This is a genomic window from Micromonospora sp. URMC 107 (genome assembly GCF_051386315.1).
Lineage (GTDB): Bacteria > Actinomycetota > Actinomycetes > Mycobacteriales > Micromonosporaceae > Micromonospora.
The window spans coordinates 14,729-32,066 of sequence record NZ_JBPQTK010000065.1; the positions used below are offsets into that span (position 1 = coordinate 14,729).

A 17,338-nucleotide genomic window follows, 5' to 3' on the forward strand; every position below is an offset into this window, starting at 1 on the left:
GGCTCACAACTCGATGTCGATGGTGGAGGGCGCCCCGGCGGCCACCGGGCGTGCCCCGGTCAGCTCGCCGACCGGCACCCCGGGGTCGGCCAGGACGGTGTCGGCGAGCTCCAGCCAGAGGTCGGCGAAGGCCCGCACCGTCGCGGGCAGGAACAGCCCGGCGTCGTACGCCCAGTGCACGCGCAGCGAATCGGCGCGCTCGTAGACCTGCATGTCCAGGTCGAACATGGCCTGGCCGGTGGGCGCGACGGCCAACTCGACCCGCCGCCCCAGGAAGTCGGCGGTGGCCACCTCGGCGTGCTGCATCGCGAACAGCGTGTCGAAGAGCGGATGCCGGTCCTGGTCGCGCACCGGCAGCACCTCGGCGACCAGCGTGTCGAACGGGTAGTCCTGGTGCGCGAAGGCGTCGACCACGTCGTGCGCCACCTCGGTGAGCAGCTCCCGGAAGGTGGCCTCCGGTCGCACCCGGTGCCGCAGGCAGACCGTGTTGACCAGCATCCCCATGGTCGCGTCCAGGCCCGGGGCGCCGCGACCGGCGACCGGGGTGCCCACCGTGACGTCGGTCCCGCCGGTCGCCGAGGCGAGGAAGGTCGCGTAGACGGCGAGCAGGACCTGGAACAGGGTCACCCCCTCGCGCCGGGCCAGCGCCCGCAGCGCGGCGGTCCGCTCCGCCCCGACGTCGAACTCGACGGTGCCGGCGCGCGCCGTCGCCGGCCGGCCGGTCAGCCGCGCCGCGTCGGTGGGCAGCCGCAGGGGCGCCGGCGGCTCGGCGAAGCGCCGCCGCCAGTAGTCGCCCCCGGGCGGTTCCCCGGAGGTGGCCCATACGGCGTAGTCGGCGTACTGGGCGGGGACCGGGGGTGGTTCGCCGCCACGGTAGACGGTGTCGACCTCGCGCAGCAGCAACGCCAGGGAGAGGCCGTCGGTGACGATGTGGTGCAGGTCCAGCGCCAGCACCGGGCCGTCACCGGTGCGCCGCAGGGCGGCCCGCAGCAGCGGCGGAGCGGCCAGGTCGAACGGCTCGACCGGGAGCGGCCCGGTGCCCCCGGTCTCCGGCAGGTCGAACGCGACGGCCGGCAGCACCCGCTGCACCGGCCGGCCCGCCTCGGTGCCGAAGGCGGTCCGGAGGATGTCGTGCCGGGCGATGACGACGCGGAACGCGTCCGCCAGCCGGGCGCGGTCGACGTCCGCCGGCAGCGGCACCAGCAGCGGCAGGTTGTAGGCCACCGAGGCGGGGTCGCGGGACTGGGCGAGGAAGACCCGGCGCTGCTGCGGGGAGAGCGGGTAGGCGTCCGCCGCCTCGGCGCGGGGCAGCGGCACGGCCGCCCGGGCCCGGCCGATCTCCTCGGCGAGACCGGCCACCGTGGGGTTGCGCAGCACCGCGGCGAGGGAGACGCCCACCCCGAGGGCCCGCTGCGCCTCGACGGCCAGCCCCGTCGCGGCGAGCGAGTCGCCGCCGACGGCGTAGAAGTCGTCGAGCACGCCCAGCTTCGGCAGGTCGAGCAGGCGTTCGGCGATGCGCACCAGGACGCGCTCGGTGTCGTCGCGCGGCGGCAGGTACGCCCCGAACCGGTCGTCCGGCTCGACCAGGTCGGCGGGGTCGAGGGAGTCCACCTGCACGATGTGCCGGGGCAGGTCGGCGTCGGGCAGCTCCCGGGCGAGCAGGCCGCGCAGGTGCAGCGGGTCGAGGTAGTCGTCGGCCACCACGTACGCGCAGCTGCCCTTGACGGCCACCTCGCGCACCTGGGGCCAGAGGCGGGTCAGCGTGTCGACGTCGGCCATCACCGCTCCGTTCCGCCCGCGCCGACCAGGGCGCGGACCGTGGGGTGCACGTACAGGTGGCGGGGGGTGAACTCGCCGAGACCCTGCGCGCGCAGCTCACGCAGCAGCCGCAGGGCGAGCAGGGAGTTGCCGCCGAGGTCGAAGAAGTTGTCCTCCGGCCCCACCTCGGCGCCGAGCACCCGCTCCCAGACCACTCGGATCCGCTCGGCGCGGCTGGCGCCGGCCCCGGCGTCGGCGGGCTCCCGGGCGGCGGGCAGGGACCGGACGGCCGGCGCGGGCAGCCGGGCCGCGTCGAGCTTGCCGTTGGCGGTGAGCGGCAGCGCGGGCAGCGGCGTCACCGTGGCCGGCACCATGTAGTCGGGCAGGATCCTGGCCACCCGGCGGCGCAGGTCGGCGGTCGAGTCGGCCCCGTCGGCGAGCACCACGTACGCGTGCAGCCGGGCGTCGGCGGCGTCCGCGCCGGTGTCCACGGTGACCGCCACGGCCAGCACGTCCGGGTCGTCGAGCAGCACCTGACGGATCTCGTCCAGCTCGATCCGGTAGCCACGGATCTTGACCTGGTCGTCGAGCCGGCCCAGGTGCTCGAGCCGCCCGTCCGGCAGCAGCCGGCCCCGGTCGCCGCTGCGGTACATCCGCCCGCCCCGCCAGGGGTCGGGCAGGAAGCGCTGGGCGGTGAGCTCGTCGCGGTGCAGGTAGCCGTCGGCCACCCCGGCGCCGCCGACGTGGATCTCCCCGGCGGCCCCGGGCGGCAGCAGCCGCCCCGCCGGGTCGAGCACGTGGACGTACCAGCCGGGCAACGGGCGACCCACGGAGCGGGTGCCGGCCAGGGCCAAACCCCGGTCGATGGTCTGCGCGGTGACGTGCACGGTGGTCTCGGTGATCCCGAACATGTTGACCATCCGGCAGGCGCGCTCCGGGTACCGGTCGAACCAGCCGGTCAGCATGCCGGCGTCCAGCGGCTCGCCGCCGAACACCACCAGGCGCAGCCCCAGCCGGCGCACGGCCCGCCGGTCGGCGTCGACGAGCTGCGCGAACGCCGACGGGGTCTGGTTGAGCACGGTCACCCGCTCCGCGCGCAGCAGGGCGTGGAACTCGGCCGGGTCCCGGACCACCAGGTGCGGGACGACGACCAGGTGCCCGCCGGTGAGCAGGCATCCCCAGATCTCCCAGACCGAGAAGTCGAACGCGCTGGAGTGGAACATCGTCCAGGTGTCCGTCGGGCCGAGCCCGAAGTCGTCCCGGGTCGCGGCGAGCAGGGCCAGCACGTTGCGATGCGGGACCTGGACCCCCTTCGGCCGGCCGGTGGAGCCGGAGGTGTAGATGACGTACGCGGGGTCGTCCGGGCCGACCGTCGCCGCCCCGGCGCCCACCGCGTCGTCGTCGGCGACGTCGGCGAGCAACTCGTCGAGCTCCACGCCGTCGGCGCCCACGAGCAGGGTCACCCGGGAGTCCTCGACGGTGTAGCGGATCCGTTCCGCCGGGTAGGTGGGGTCGATCGGGACGTAGGCGGCGCCGGACCTGAGCACCCCGAGCAGGGCCGCCACCAGGTCCACCGAGCGCTCCAGGCAGACGCCGACCCGCGTGCCCGGCCCGCAGCCGCGCGCCCGCAGCGCCGCCGCGATCCGCCCGGCGCGGGCGTCGAGCTGGGCGTACGTGAGCCGGTCGTCGCCGTAGGACACCGCCGGGGCGTCCGGGGTGGCCCGCGCCCACCCGGCCACCCGGTCGTGGATGCCGCCGGTCGGCTCGGGCAGGTCGACGGCCGCCCCGCCGAGCGCCACCACCCGGTCCCGCTCGGCGTCGTCGAACAGGTCGCAGTCGGTCAGGGCCCGGTCGCCGTCGGCGAGGAGCTGGCCGAGGACGCGGGTGACGTACCGGGCCACCGCGGCCACCACCTCGGCGGACCACACACCGGTGCGGAAGTCGCAGGTGACGGTCGTCCCCCGCAGCGTCAGGGTGAGCGGCCACGGCGGCGCCAGGCTGGGCAGGTAGGTGTCGGCGGGGCCGTCGCCGGTCAGCACGCCGGCCGCGGCCTCCGGCGGCCCGGCGTCGGGCGCCCGCCCGGAGGTGGGCCCCGGCGCCGGTTCGGCGGGCCGGGCCGCGAGGTCACGCAGCGTGCCGTCCACCGCCACCGGCACGACCGCCGGCCCCTCGTCGAGGAGCGTGCCCACCCGCACCCGGCGCACGCCGCCGAAGCGGGCCAGCACCGCGCCGACCGCGCCGGTCAGCGCCAGCCGGTCGGTGCCGGCGGGCACGGCGAAGGCGTACGACGCCCTCCGGTCGGCGCGGGGGTTCCCGCCCCGCCAGGCGGTGTCCCCCTCGTGCTCCACGTCGTCCCCGGCCGGCTCCGGTCCGCCACCGGGCGAACGGTCCCCACCGTCGGGGTCGGCGGTCGGCTCCGCCCCAGCCGGCGGCGCGCCCCCGGCCGCCTCGACCGCCAGCTCGCCCAGCGCGCGGCCGGTGAGCGGGCCGCGCCGGGCGACCAGCACCAGGTCGGCGCCGTCGTCGTGGCGCAGCAGCACCGCCCGCAGCGGCGGGCCGTCGGCGGGCAGCGGTCGCGCCAGCTCGGCGGCGCGGCGGGCGGCGGCCACCGGACCGGGCACCCGGTCCACCCAGAGCCGGGCGGCGGCGAGGCCCCGGCGCGCCAGGGCGGCGGCGAACCGGTCGGCGACCTCGTCCGGGTCGCCGGCGACGGCCACCGCCGCCGCGTGGCAGGAGCGGCCCGGGTCGGACTGCTGTCTGGTGGGCTGTGGACGGCTGCTCATCGGGTGGTAAATCCTCCGTCGACGGTGATGACCGAGCCGGTGACCTGCGACGACTCGTCCGAGGCCAGCCAGAGGGCGGCCTGGGCCACCGAGTCGGGCTCGATCAGCGCGTTCATCGGCTGGGCCTGGACGAACGTCTCCTCGTGCTCGGCGACCGGCACCTCCAGCGACCGGGCGATCTCGGCCAGCATCCGGCCCTCGACGTACGGGTCGTCGCGCACCGAGCCGGGGCACAGGGCGTTGACCCGCACCTTCAGCGGCGCGTAGTCCAGCGCCGCGGCCCGGGTCAGGCCGACCAGCCCGTGCTTGGCGGCGACGTACCCGGCGAAGTGCCGGTAGCCGACCAGGCCGGCGGTCGACGCCACGTTGACGATGCTCCCGGCGCGCTGCCGGCACATCACCGCGCCGACCGCGCTGACCATCCGCCACGGGCCGGAGAGGTCCACGTCGAGCATGAGCTGCCACTCCTGCTCGCTGATCTCGTGCACCGGCTTGCCGGAGGGCGCCGCGATCCCGGCGTTGTTCACCAGGACGTCGACCCGGCCGAACCGGTCCACGCAGAGCGCGACGGCGGCCCGGACCGCGTCGAGGTCCCGGACGTCGGCCTCGACCGGGTACGCGGCCACCCCCAGCTCCGCGCAGAGCTTGGCGGTGTGCGCGAGCTGGCTGGCGGAGCCGAGCGGGTACGGCACGCCGGGCAGGTCGTGGGCCACGTCCACCAGGACCAGGTCGGCGCCCTGCGCCGCGAAGGCGGTCGCGCAGGCCCTGCCCAGCCCCCGCGCGGCGCCGGTGACGATCGCGGTCTTGCCGGCCAGCCGGCCCGGCGTCGGCTCAGGCACCGGCCAGCCTCCGTCGCACCAGCGCCAGCAGCTCGGCCGGGTCGTCGGCGAGGTACATGTGTCCGCCGGGAACGGTGAGCGAGGCGAACCCCGCGGAGGTGACCCGGTCCCAGCCGGTGAGCTCGGAGGCGGCCACCAGGGTGTCGTCGGCGCCGCGCAGCGCGGTCACCGGCACGTCGAGCCGCTTGTCGCCGCCCGGCCGGTAGCCCTCGTGCAGCTCCACGTCGGCGCGCAGGGTCGGCAGCAGCAGTTCCCGCATGTCGGGGTCGGCCAGCGCCGGGTGCGTGTAGCCGGCGAACTCCTCGACCCGCGCGACGAACTCGTCGTCGGGCAGGTCGGCGGCCGTGCGGTCCCGGCCGGACCACGGGTCGGGCGAGCCGCTGACGAACAGGTGCGCCAGCCGCACCCCGGCGGCCTGGGCCAGCCGGCCGGCCATCTCGTACGCGAGCACCGCGCCCATGCTGTGGCCGAACAGCGCCACCCGGTCGCGGCCGGCGACCAGTTCGAGCACCTCGTCGAGGAGCCCGTCGACGGCCTGGTCCATGCGGCGGTACGGCTCCTCGACGAAGCGCTTCTCCCGGCCCGGCAACTGCACCGGGACGATCTCCAGGTCGGGCGGGGCGACCCGCTGCCACGGTTGGTACACCGAGGCGCCCGCGCCGGCGTACGGGAAGCAGAGCAGTGACGTGACGGTCAAGACGGCTCCTTGCCGAGGAGGGCGGACCGGACGGCGCCGAGCAGTCCGGGGTCGGCCCGGGCGAGCAGGTCGTGCCCGCCCGGGACGGTGACGGTGGCGCAGCCGGCGGTGGTCAGGTCGGCCCACGCCGCCGCGCCGACGTCGCCGACGTGCGGGTCGGCGTCGCCGCGGATCACGGTGACCGGGACGCCGATCGGGCCGGCGTCGCGGTAGCGGTAGCTGCGGCCGAGCTCGAAGTCGGCGCGGGCGGCCGGCAGCGCGGCGGCGGCCAGCTCCGGGTGCGCGGCGACGGCCGCCGGCATCGTGCCCAGCGCGACCAGCTCGGCGAGGAACGTGGCGTCGTCGGCGCCGGAGTGGTCCGGTTCGACCTCGGCCCGGTGCGGGGCCACGGCCGAGGAGACCACCAGCCGGTCGGCCGGCCGGTGCCCGCGCCGCTCCAGCCGGCGGACCAGCTCGAACGCGACGTACGCGCCGAGGCAGTCGCCGTAGACCGCGTAGGGCCGGTCCAGGTGCGGCGCCAGGGCCGCCTCGAGGGCCTGCACCAGCGGCGTCATCCGTCGTGGCGCGGGATCGGCGGCCCGCTCGCGGCGGCCCGGGTACTGCACCGCGTTCACCTCGACCGCGCGCGGCAGCCCCGCCCGCCAGGTCTCGAACGCCCCGGCGTTGCCGCCCGCGTAGGGCAGGCAGAACAGGCGCAGGGCGGGCCGGGCGACGGGCGCCCGGACCACCAGCCACGGGTTCTCAGCCATCGCGGGTCACCCGCTCCACCACGGCGCCGTAGCTGCCCAGCGCGACGAACTCCGGCAGGGTGATGGTGCTGCCGTGGCGCTGCCGCAGCGCGGTGACCAGGCGCAGCGCGCGCAGCGAGTCGCCGCCCGCGGCGAGGAACTCCGCCTGCTCGCCGCGCGGCGCCACGCCGACGACCTCCTGCCAGACCGACGCCACGCGGGCCGCCCAGCGGTCCCGGGCGTCCCCGTCGCGCGGGGCGGGCACGACGGGGCCCGACGTTCCGACGGCGGGCAGCGGCGCCGTCGGATCGGTCGCCAGCAGCCGGCGGTACGCCTCGGCCAGCCGGTCGGCCCGCGCCTCGTCGACGTGCCGGGCGTCGTACTGCAGGGTCAGGGCGAGCCGGCCGGTCGCCGGGTCCACCTCCACGTCGACGGCGAGGGTGAACGCCACGTCCACCGTGATGCCCCGGCTCTCGACGATCCGGCTGCCGCCGTCCTCGCCCTCCTCGGCGCCGCCGTGGAAGTGGGTCCAGTTGAAGAAGTGGTCGAAGCGGGGCCCGGCCCCGCCCGCCCGGACGATCTCGGCGAGCGGGAAGCGGTGGTGGCCCATCAGCGACCGCTCCGCCTGCCAGGCGTCGACGGCCAGCTCGGCCAGCGACCGGGTGCCCAGCGCGGCGCTCACCGGCAGGGTGTTGAGGAACAGCCCGAGCGTGGCGTCGCTCCCCTCGGCCTCGGGCCGGGCGCCGACGACCAGCCCGGTGACCACCTCGTCCCGGCCGGCGGCCTCCCCGATCACCCGCAGGTGGACCGCCAGCAGCCAGGACTTGGCCGGTACGCCGGCGGCCCGGGCGGCCTCGGTGACGGCGTCGGTGGTGGACGCCTCCAGCGGCACCCGCCGGGTGGTGGTGATCCGCGGCCCGGCCCCGCCGAGCAGCAGCGGCGGCACGCCGCCCGCGCCCTCCAGCCAGAACCGGCGCGACCCCGCGTCCGTCACGGCCTCGCGTTCCGCGGCCACGTAGGCGCGGAAGGGCAGCGTCGGCCGGTGCGGCACGGACAGCCCGGCGCGGCGCCGGTCGTACGCCGCCAGCAGCTCGCCGAGGAAGAGGTGCAGGCTCCAGCCGTCGAGGATGGCGTGGCACTCCGCCACGATCAGGGTGAAGGTGTCGGCGTCGTCGCGGACGGCGTGCAGCCGCAGCAGCGGCGGCCGGTCCCAGTCGAAGGGCCGCACCCGCTCAGCGGAGACCAGCTCGTCGACGCGGGCCCGGCGGGTGGCCTCGTCGGCGTCCGCCAGCTCCGTCACCGGCACCTCGACCGGCACCTCGGCGTGCACGAGTTGCAGCGGCTCGGTGCAAGCGCCGAGGGAGAAGCCCGTACGCAGCACCGGGTGCCGCGCGACCAGGTCGGCCAGCGCGGCGCGCAGCGCCTCCGCCTCCAGCGGCGCGTCGACGCGGTGGGCGGTGACGTTGTGGTACATCGCCGGGTCGCCGGTCAGCTCGCAGTGGTAGACCATGCCCTGTTGCAGCGCGGTCATCGGGTAGGCGTCCGCCAGCCCGGCGGGCAGGCGGTCCCGGTCGGCGGCGGCGACCAGGGCGAACGGCTCCGCCACCCCGGCCGTGCCGGCGTCGGCCGCGGCGGCGGCCCCGGCGTCGGCGCCGGGCTCGGTGAGGGTGATCTCGCCGTGCGCGACCAGCTCCCGGATCGACTGGTGGACGAAGATGTCGCCGAGTCGGAACGACAGCCCGCGCCGGTTGGCCGCGACCTGCATCTGGATGCTGCGGATCGAGTCGCCGCCGAGGGCGAAGAAGCTGTCGGTCACCCCGACCGACTGCGTGCCCAGGACCTCCCGCCACGCCTCGACGAGGATCTCCTCGGCCCGGTTGGCCGGCGCCACGGCCGGTTCCCGCCGGGCCCGGTCGAGTTCCGGCGCGGGCAGCGCGGCCCGGTCGAGCTTGCCGTTGCGGGTCAGCGGCAGGTCGTCGAGGAGCACCACGGCCGCGGGGACCAGGTGGGCGGGCAGCCGCTGGGCGAGCCAGTCGGTCAGCCGGTCCTCCAGCGGGCCGGCGGCCGGGCCCTCCGGCACCGCCACCGCGGGCCGCGGGTCGGCGGCGTACTCGGGGCGCACGGCGTGCAGGGTGTGCCGGTCGGTGCCGGTGAGCAGGTCGTCCTGGCGGGTCACGACGTCGAACCCGCGCTCCTCGAAGAGGGCGATCAGCTCGTCCAGGCGCCCCTCCGTGTCGGTGCCGACGGCGTCGTGCACCTCCATGGCGACCTGCGCGATCAACGGCCAGTGCCGCTCCTCGATGCCGGCGAGCACGTCGGCCTCGGCCCGCTGGACGTCGATCTTGAGCAGGTCGATGCGGTCCGGCGCGACCTCGTCGATGACCTCCGACAGCGGGCGCACGTCGACGGTGACCTCGGCGCCGTCGAAGCGCTCCGCGAGCAGCTCGTCGACCCGCTCCAGCAGGGTGTCCCGGTCGGTCTCGCCCCGGTCCCGCTCGTTGGCGAGGAACCGCTTGATCACGGCGACCTCCGCCGCCGGGTCGGCGTACGCGGCCTGGCCGGACATCATCGAGTAGCCCGGGTAGTAGGTGAAGGAGACCTGCCCCGACGCGGTGGACAGGCCCACCGGGTGCACGGTCGCCGGCACGCCGAACTCCTCGACGTTGCGCCGCAGGGCCGCCACCACCGACGGCACCGGCTCGAAGGCGTGGATGGTCGCGTCCGGGCAGACGGCGTGGACGAACAGCGAGAACATGCCGATGTTGGCGCCGACGTCGAAGACCGTCGCGCCCCGGCGCAGCACGATGCCGTCGCGCAGGTAGACCCGCTGCACGAAGATCTCGTCGTACAGGTAGCGGGTCTCGTGCGGGTTGATCCCGGCGACCCGGTCCAGGTCGACGCCGACGGCCGTGGCGGCCGGGCGGACGTAGCCGACGAGGCGGTCGCCGTGCCCGTCGTCGTCGCGGGCCACGACCGCCGCGTCGGCGACCTCGGGGTGCGCCCGCAGCGTCGCGGCCACCTCGCCCGGCTCCACCCGGAAGCCGTGGATCTTGACCTGGTCGTCCAGGCGGCCCAGGTAGTGCAGGCGCCCCTCCGCGTCGACGCGCACCCGGTCGCCCGTGCGGTAGATCCGCTCCGTGCGTCCGCTGGGCAGGGCGGCGCGGACGAACCGGCGGCCGGTCGTCTCCGGGTCGCCCCGGTAGCCGTCGGCCAGCTGCGGCCCGCTGACGCAGAGCTCGCCGGCCACGCCGGGCGGCACCGGCCGCAGCCGGTCGTCGAGGACCCACGCCCCGACGCCCGGCAGCGGACGGCCGATGGTCGGCGCCGTCCCGGGGCGGATCTCGGCGGCGGTGCTGTCCACGGTGCACTCGGTGGGCCCGTACAGGTTGACCGCCCGGACGCCGGGCAGCGCGCCGAGGGTGTCCCAGAGGTCCGGCGGGATCGCCTCGCCGCCCACCAGCAGCAGCTCCGGCAGCCGGGTGCCGCCGGCACCGGCGAGCAGGATGCGCAGCTGGGAGGGGGTCAGGTCGAGCACGTCGACCCGGTTGTCGGCGAGGACGGCGGCCAGCTCGGCGCCGTCGCGCCGGACGTCCTCCGGCACCAGGTACAGGCTGCGGCCGTGGGCCAGCTGCACGAGCTGCTTGACCGAGGCGTCGAAGGTGAGCGGGGCGTTCACCGCCACCCGCAGCCCGGCCCGGCTGCCCGCGTACACGGTCTCCTCCAGCGCGTACGCCAGGTGGGCGGCGGCGCCGTGCGAGACCTGGACCGGCCGCGGGGTGCCCGTGGAGCCGGAGGTGAAGATGACGTAGGCGGGATCGGTCGGCGCCACCGGGGGCACGGCCGCCGTCGCGGTGCCGGCGGCCAGCTCGGCGACGGTGGCGGCGGCGATCCCCGCCGGGCCGCCCGCGCCGACGACGAGCCCGGCGTCGACCGCGCGGACCTGCGCGGCGAGCCGCTCCGCCGGCGCCGCCGGATCCAGCGGCACGTAGACCGCGCCGGCGCGCAGCACCCCGAGGAACGCGGCGACGGTGTCCCGGGACCGGGTGGCGAGCACGCCCACCGGCGCGCGGTGCAGCCCCCGCTCGACCAGGCCGGCGGCGACCCGGGCCGCGACGTCGCGCAGCTCGCCGACGGTGTACGCGCCGTCGGCGGCGACGACCGCCGGGGCGTCCTGGTCGGCGCCGGAGAGCCCGTCGTCGAGCAGCTCGACGATGGTGCGCACCGCGGCGCGGGACGGCTCGCCGGCCGCCTCGGTCAGCCAGCGGGCCTCCGACTCCCCGGTCAGCACCAGCGGCGTGCCGTCGGCCAGCGCCCGGGGCAGCGTTCCCAGGATCGCCAGCAGGCCCTCCAGCAGCCAGCGGCCCCCGACGACCCGCAGGGTCACCTCGTCGTCGCCGGTCACGGCGGTCAGCTGCGGGCCGGCCGGCGCGGGCGGCGCGGAGACCTCGACGGCGGTGGCGCCCAGGCCGCCCAGGGCCGCCGGGTCGCCGGCCGGCACGACGGCGAAACCGGCGACCGCGTCGGAGTGCTCGCCGATCGGGTCGAGAAGGTGGAACGTCTCCTCGGCGGTGGACTCGGCCGCGCGTACCTCGTCGAGCAGCGCCTTGGGCGCGGCCGGCAGCGGCAGGCCCAGCCGGACCGGCGCGTAGCCGCCCAGCGGGCCGACGACGCCGGCCGTCCCGCTGGCCTGGCGCCCGTCGCTCCAGCGGGCCAGCACCAGGTCCGCGTCGTCGACGCCGGCGGGCGGCTCGGCCCGGCGGGACAGCGCGAGCGCCCAGGCGGCGAAGAGCAGGCTCGCGACGCCGACGCCGGCCTCCCGCGCGGCGGCGGTCAGCGCCGCGGCCGGCACGGTGGCGGTGCCGACCTCGGCCGGGTCGTCACCGTGCGGGGTGACCAGTCGCGCGGCCGGCACGGCGGGGGTGCCGACGTCGGCCTGCTGCCGCTCCGACAGCTGCCACTCGGTGACGTCGAGGAACTGCAGGGCGTCGGCGTCGTCGGGCAGCCGGCCGTCGGCGTAGGCGCGGGCCAGGTCGGCGAGGACGAGCCGCAGGCTCGCCGGGTCGGCGATCAGCGGCGTGGCGGCCAGCTCCAGCGCCTCGTCGGTGACGGTCACCGAGAGCTCGCCCTGGGCGCCGACGACGACGCTGCGGCCGTCGTCGACGTCCTGCAGCGGCACCCGCAGCCCGGGGTGGTGCACCAGGGTCAGGCGCAGCGCCTCGTGCCGGGCGACGACCGCGTCCAGGGCGCTCTGCAGCCGGGCGCGGTCCAGCGGGCGGTCGAGCAGCACCCGGGCGCGGACCAGGTCCTGCGCCCCGGACCAGGCCAGCCGCTGGATCGGGGACAGACGGTAGCCGTTCACACCACGCTCCGGTTGAGGTAGAGGTCGGACATGGCGACCAGGATCTGCCGGTCGCCGCTGAAGGGTTCGCGACCGTGGGTCGCCAGGAAGTTGTCCACCACCAGCACGTCGCCGCGCTGCCAGGGAACCGACACCGCGTGTTCCCGATACAGGTCCCGGATGCCGGCCACCACCTCGTCGGGGATCGGCTCGCCGTCGCCGTAGTAGGCGTTGCGGGGCAGCCCCTCGGGCCCGTACTCGCGCAGCAGCGCGGCCGAGACCTCGGCGGGCATGTTGGAGACGTGGAACAGGTGGGCGTGGTTGAACCAGACCGTCTCGCCGGTGCGCGGGTGAGTCGCCACCGCCTGCCGGCGGGCCCGGGTCCGCAGCCCGTCCCCGTCGAGCCAGGTGTACTCGGTCGCCGAGTCGGCGCAGTACTTCTCCACCTCGGCGCGGTCGGTTGTCTGGAACGCCTCCTGCCAGGGCAGGTCCAGGTGCGGGCCGTAGTTGCGCACGTAGCTGACCCCGTCGCGCAGGAACCGCTCCCGCACCTCGGCGGGAATGCGCGGGCTCACCACCCGCTCGCTGGCCAGCGGGGTCGCGCCGCCGCTGCCGGTGGCCGGCTGGGCGCACCAGAAGTAGAGGTGGGTGGGCCAGTTGTGCGAGTACGACATCTCGTGGTGCAGCGGGATCCACTGCTCGGCGTTGAACTCGGTGGAGGTGAAGACCTTCTCCGCGACCTCGTGCCGGGGCGCGGCGCGTTCCAGGTAGCCGAGCAGGTCCGGGCTGACCGCGCGGGCGGCCCGGCTGAAGTCGTCGGCCGTGGCCACCTCGAAGCCCCGGAAGAAGACCGCCCCGTGGGCGTCGAGGTCGCGCAGCAGCTCGTCGCGGCGCCCCGCCAGCCACCCGGCCAGGTCGAGGTCCGGCACGGCGGCCTCCACCATGAGCACGAACGTGTCGTCGACCAGCACCCGGCGGGACACCGGCGAGGCGACCGCGCCGGTGCCGCGCCGACGCGGCGCCGGCCCGGTCACGACCGCACCCCGGTCGCGCCGGCGGGGGCGACGGTGGCGGCGGCCAGCTCGGGCGCGGCCACCGGGTCGGACATCGCGGTCAGGATGCGTCGCGGCGGGGTGAACGGCTCCCGGGCGTGCGCGGCCAGCATGTTCTCCACCAGCAGCACGTCGCCGCGCCGCCAGGCGAAGGACCGGGTCTCGGCCGCGTACGCGGCGCGCAACTCGGCGAGCACGTCGTCGCCGATGGGCGTGCCGTCGCCGTACGCGGTCTGGTAGGGCAGGTCCTCCTCGGCCAGGGACGCGCGCAGGCCGGCGCTGACCTCCTCCGGCAGCGAGGTGACGTGGAAGAACAGGGCGTGGTTGAACCAGGTCCGCTCCCCGGTCACCGGGTGCTCCCGCACGGCGGGGCGGACCTGCCGGGTGCGCAGCTGCTGCTCGCCGACCCACTCGACGTCGATCAGCGCGCGGGCGCAGTACGCCTCCACCTCGGCGCGGCTGTCGGTCTGGAAGGCCGTCTGCCACGGCAGGCTGATCCCCGGCAGGTAGTTGCGCCGGTAGAGCACCCCCCGGCGCTCGAACCCGGCGACCGTCTCGGGCCGCAGCCGGCCGAGCACCCGGCGGCTGTCGGCCAGCGGGGTACGCCCACCGGCGGCGGGCTCGGTCTCGCAGTGGAAGACGATCCGCAGCGGCCAGTTCACCGTGTACGACTGCTCGTTGTGCAGCACGATCGGCTGGTCGGCCGGGTGCTCGGTGGAGGTGTACACCCCCTCGGTCACCTCGCTGCGCGGCGACGAGCGCTCGCCGTAGCTGAGCACGTCGTCGGAGAGGGCGGCCATCACGGTGCGGAAGTCGGCCGCGCCGTCCACCGCGAAGCCACGGAACAGCACGGCGCCGGCGCGGTGGGCCAGCTCGTCCACGGTGGACCGGTTGCCCGCCAGCCAGGCGGCCAGGTCCACGTCGGGCACGTTGGCCTGGACGAGGGCCGGCAGGGGCCCGCCGGGCCAGTCGGGGCGCACGTCGACCAGGGACCGTTCGCGGCTGCGGCGCGGGATCACCGGCGCGGCCGGGGTCTGCTCACTCATCTCTCGTTCCCCCCAGGGTGTGGGCACATTCGGCGAGGCTGCGCCGGGGATCGGCGGCCGCGCCGCGTAGGAGTGCGGTGAAGCGGCGGTGCCACGTGGCGACCAGGCCGCCGTCGAAGCGGTCGGTGCGGTAGGTCCAGAGCGCCTCCAGCCCGTCCCGGCGCTCGTCGAGCCAGAGGGTCAGGTCGAGGCGGGCGGTGTCGGGGGTCAGCTCGACCCCGACGAACTCGGCGCCGGCCGCGTCGACGTGCCGGGCCGCCGGGGCGTTCTGCACGCCGAACGCGACCTGGACCAGCGGGTTGCGGTCCGGCTGCCGGGCCGGGCGGAGCCGCTCGACGACGACGTCGAACGGCACGTCCTGGTGGGCGGCGGCGAAGAGGGTCATCCGGCGGGCCTCGTCCAGCAGGTCCGCGAAGGACCGGTCCGGGCCGGGCCGCAGGCGCAGGGGCATGGTGTTGACGAAGCAGCCGACGCTCTGCTCGGCGGCGACGCTGGTCCGGCCGGCGAAGGCGACGCCGATCAGCAGGTCGGTGCGGCCGGTCTCCGCGGCGACCAGCGCCGCGAAGGCGGCCAGCCCGACCATGTGCAGGCTGGCCCGGCTGGTGCGGGCCAGATCCCGGACCACGGCGGCGGTGCCGTCGTCGATCCGGGTGCGCAGGGCGGCCCCGGCCGGGGGCCGGCCGGCGCGGGGCGGTGCGGCGGCGAGTGCCGGTGCGGCGGGCAGGTCCAGGGCCGTCGGCGCGCCGCGCAGCGCGGCGACCACGGCGGCCACGGCCTTTCGGCCGGCCGGGGCGGCCAGCCAGTCCCGCTGGGCCACGGCGAGTTCCGCCGGGCCGGTCGCCGGGCCGGTCGGCCACGGGGGTGGCGCCCCGGCGCCCGCCGCCTCGCTGCCGTAGGCGCGGCCCAGGTCCCGCACGATGACGCTGAACGACCAGTCGTCGCAGACGATGTGGTGGGCGACCAGGAGCAGCGCCCGCCCGTCGTCGGCGGCGACCAGCCGGGCGCGCAGCAGCGGGCCGGTTGCGAGGTCCATCGGGGTACGCGCCTCGGCGGCGGCGAGCTGGTCGAGCTGCGCGCCGAGCGGCACCCCGGGACGGGGCGGGGCGACGACCATCGGCAGGTCGAGGTCGTCCCGGACCCGCTGCACCGGGCCGTGCGGGGTCGACGGGAAGACGGTTCGCAGCGCCGGGTGCCGGGCCACCACGCGGCGCAGTGCCCGGCCGAGCGCCTCCGAGTCGGTCCCCGCCGGCAGCCGGATCGCGAACGACACCAGGTAGGAGGTGTCGGCCGGATCGAGCTGGTGCAGGAACCACAGCCGGGTCTGCGCGGCGGAGAGCGGGGCGGTGTCCACGGGCGCGGCGGGGCGCGTACCGCCCGCCGGTGGGCGCCCCGGCCCGCCGGCGGCTGCGACCCCGGCCGCCGCGCTAGCGGCGGTCGCGGCGGCGGCGGGCCCGGTGGCTCCGGCGACCGCCTCGGTGGGGCCGGCGGCCCGGCGCAGGTCGTCGAGGTGGCCGGCGAGGGCCGCCACCGTGGCGTGCGTGAACAGCGCCGCCGGAGCGACCGGCAGGCCCGTCGCGGCGGCGAGCCGGGTGGCGCAGCGCACGGCCAGCAGGGAGTCGCCGCCGAGGGCGAGGAAGTCGGCGTCCGCCCGGTCCACGGGCAGGCCGAGCACGTCCCGCCAGACGGCGGCGACCGTGGCGGCGGAGCCGGCGAGCGGCGCGCCGTCGGCGTCGGTCGCGGCGACGGCGACCTCCGGGGCGGGCAGCGCCGCCCGGTCCACCTTGCCGTTGGGGGTGGTCGGCAACCGGTCCAGCCAGACGACGGCGGACGGCACGAGCGGGGCGGGGACCGTCTCGCGCAGCAGTTCCCGCACGTCGTCGCGGCGCTCGCCGACGAGGTAGCCGACCAGCAGCGGGTCGCCGCTCGGTCCGGTCCGCACCGCGGCGGTCGCCTCGCGGACGCCGGGCAGGGCGGCCAGCCGCGCGGCCACCTCGCCCAGCTCGATGCGGTACCCGCGCAGCTTCACCTGGTCGTCCATCCGGCCGAGGAACTGCAGTTGCCCGTCCGGGCGCAGCCGGACCCGGTCGCCGGTGCGGTACATCCGCTCCCCGGGGCGGAACGGGTCGGGCAGGAAGCGCGCGCGGGTCTCCTCCGGCCGGTTCAGATAACCCCGGGCCAGCCCGGCGCCGGCCAGGTACAACTCTCCCGGCTCCCCGGGCGGCACCGGCCGGCCGTCCGGGTCGAGCAGGTAGACGCGGGTGTGCGGCAGGGGACGGCCGATCGGTGGGTCTCCCCCGTCGGCCGGCACCTCCGCCCACGTCGAGTAGGTGGTGTCCTCGGACGGCCCGTAGAGGTTGCAGAGCCGGCGTACGTGCGGCCGGGCGAGCACCCGGGCGGCGAGCGCCGCGGTCAACGGCTCGCCGGCCAGGCAGACGGTGCGGACGCCCTCCGGCAGCGCGCCGGCCGCGAGCAGCTCGCTCATCGCCGACGGCACGGTGTTGACCAGGGCGACGGGCAGCCGATCGGCGTCCGGCGCGGCCAGCGCCAGCGCGTCGCGCACGAGCACCACCCGCCCGCCCCAGCAGAGCGGGCCGAAGAGCTCGAAGACGGACAGGTCGAAGCAGACGGACGTGGCGGCGAGCACGCCGGCCAGCTCGACGTCCGTGAAGGTCTCCCGGGTCCAGTGCATGAGCACGGAGGCCGAGCGGTGCTCGATGGCCACGCCCTTGGGCCGGCCGGTCGAGCCGGAGGTGTAGATGACGTACGCCAGGTCGGACGGGTCGGCGGGCAGGTCGGGCCGGGTCGCCGGCCGGGCGTCGAGGTCGACGTCGTCGAGCCGGAGCGCGGCGTCGGCGAACCGGTCGGCGAGGTCGGCCACCGTCAGCACCAGCCGGGCCCCGGAGTCCTCGGTCATGAAGGCGACCCGGGCGGCGGGGTAGGCCGGGTCCAGCGGCACGTAGCAGGCGCCGGCCTTGAGCACGCCCAGCAGCGCGACCACGAGCCGGGAGCCGCGGGGCAGGCAGACGCCGACGCGGTCCCCCCGGCGCACCCCCCGCTCGACGAGGAGCGCGGCCAACCGGTTGGCCGCCGCGTCCAG

At 77.0% G+C, this 17,338-nt stretch carries 9 protein-coding genes; all 9 read right to left on the minus strand.

The genetic code is table 11. The features are described 5' to 3' along the window. Positions 1-3: 3 nt before the first annotated feature. Positions 4-1,779: a condensation domain-containing protein gene (locus ACSNN9_RS16510; RefSeq protein WP_436674118.1), complete on the minus strand. Its 1,776-nt coding sequence runs from the start codon at positions 1,777-1,779 to the stop codon at positions 4-6. Next, complete coding sequence (locus tag ACSNN9_RS16515; protein ID WP_436674120.1) at positions 1,779-4,541, minus strand: amino acid adenylation domain-containing protein; 2,763 nt, start codon at positions 4,539-4,541, stop codon at positions 1,779-1,781. Before ACSNN9_RS16515 ends, ACSNN9_RS16510 begins: the two co-directional genes overlap by 1 nt. Next, positions 4,538-5,380 (minus strand): SDR family oxidoreductase, encoded by an 843-nt coding sequence (locus tag ACSNN9_RS16520; protein WP_357868344.1) that lies wholly within the window; start codon positions 5,378-5,380, stop codon positions 4,538-4,540. The genes ACSNN9_RS16515 and ACSNN9_RS16520 overlap by 4 nt, the downstream gene beginning before the upstream one ends. Beyond that, the gene (locus tag ACSNN9_RS16525) at positions 5,373-6,077 is read right to left on the minus strand and encodes a thioesterase II family protein (RefSeq protein WP_357868342.1); all 705 of its coding nucleotides are present in this window, start codon (positions 6,075-6,077) and stop codon (positions 5,373-5,375) included. The genes ACSNN9_RS16520 and ACSNN9_RS16525 overlap by 8 nt, the downstream gene beginning before the upstream one ends. Beyond that, the gene (locus ACSNN9_RS16530; RefSeq protein ID WP_358092445.1) at positions 6,074-6,826 is read right to left on the minus strand and encodes a thioesterase II family protein; all 753 of its coding nucleotides are present in this window, start codon (positions 6,824-6,826) and stop codon (positions 6,074-6,076) included. The genes ACSNN9_RS16525 and ACSNN9_RS16530 overlap by 4 nt, the downstream gene beginning before the upstream one ends. Continuing rightward, positions 6,819-12,164, minus strand: coding sequence for an amino acid adenylation domain-containing protein (locus ACSNN9_RS16535; RefSeq protein ID WP_436674122.1), 5,346 nt, complete (start codon positions 12,162-12,164; stop codon positions 6,819-6,821). The genes ACSNN9_RS16530 and ACSNN9_RS16535 overlap by 8 nt, the downstream gene beginning before the upstream one ends. Continuing rightward, positions 12,161-13,177 (minus strand): TauD/TfdA family dioxygenase, encoded by a 1,017-nt coding sequence (locus tag ACSNN9_RS16540; RefSeq protein ID WP_436674124.1) that lies wholly within the window; start codon positions 13,175-13,177, stop codon positions 12,161-12,163. Before ACSNN9_RS16540 ends, ACSNN9_RS16535 begins: the two co-directional genes overlap by 4 nt. Continuing rightward, positions 13,174-14,241, minus strand: coding sequence for a TauD/TfdA family dioxygenase (locus tag ACSNN9_RS16545; RefSeq protein ID WP_436674126.1), 1,068 nt, complete (start codon positions 14,239-14,241; stop codon positions 13,174-13,176). Before ACSNN9_RS16545 ends, ACSNN9_RS16540 begins: the two co-directional genes overlap by 4 nt. Further along, positions 14,234-17,338 (minus strand): amino acid adenylation domain-containing protein (locus tag ACSNN9_RS16550; protein ID WP_436674128.1); only part of this gene is annotated, 3,105 nt, incomplete at its 5' end. The genes ACSNN9_RS16545 and ACSNN9_RS16550, both read right to left, overlap by 8 nt.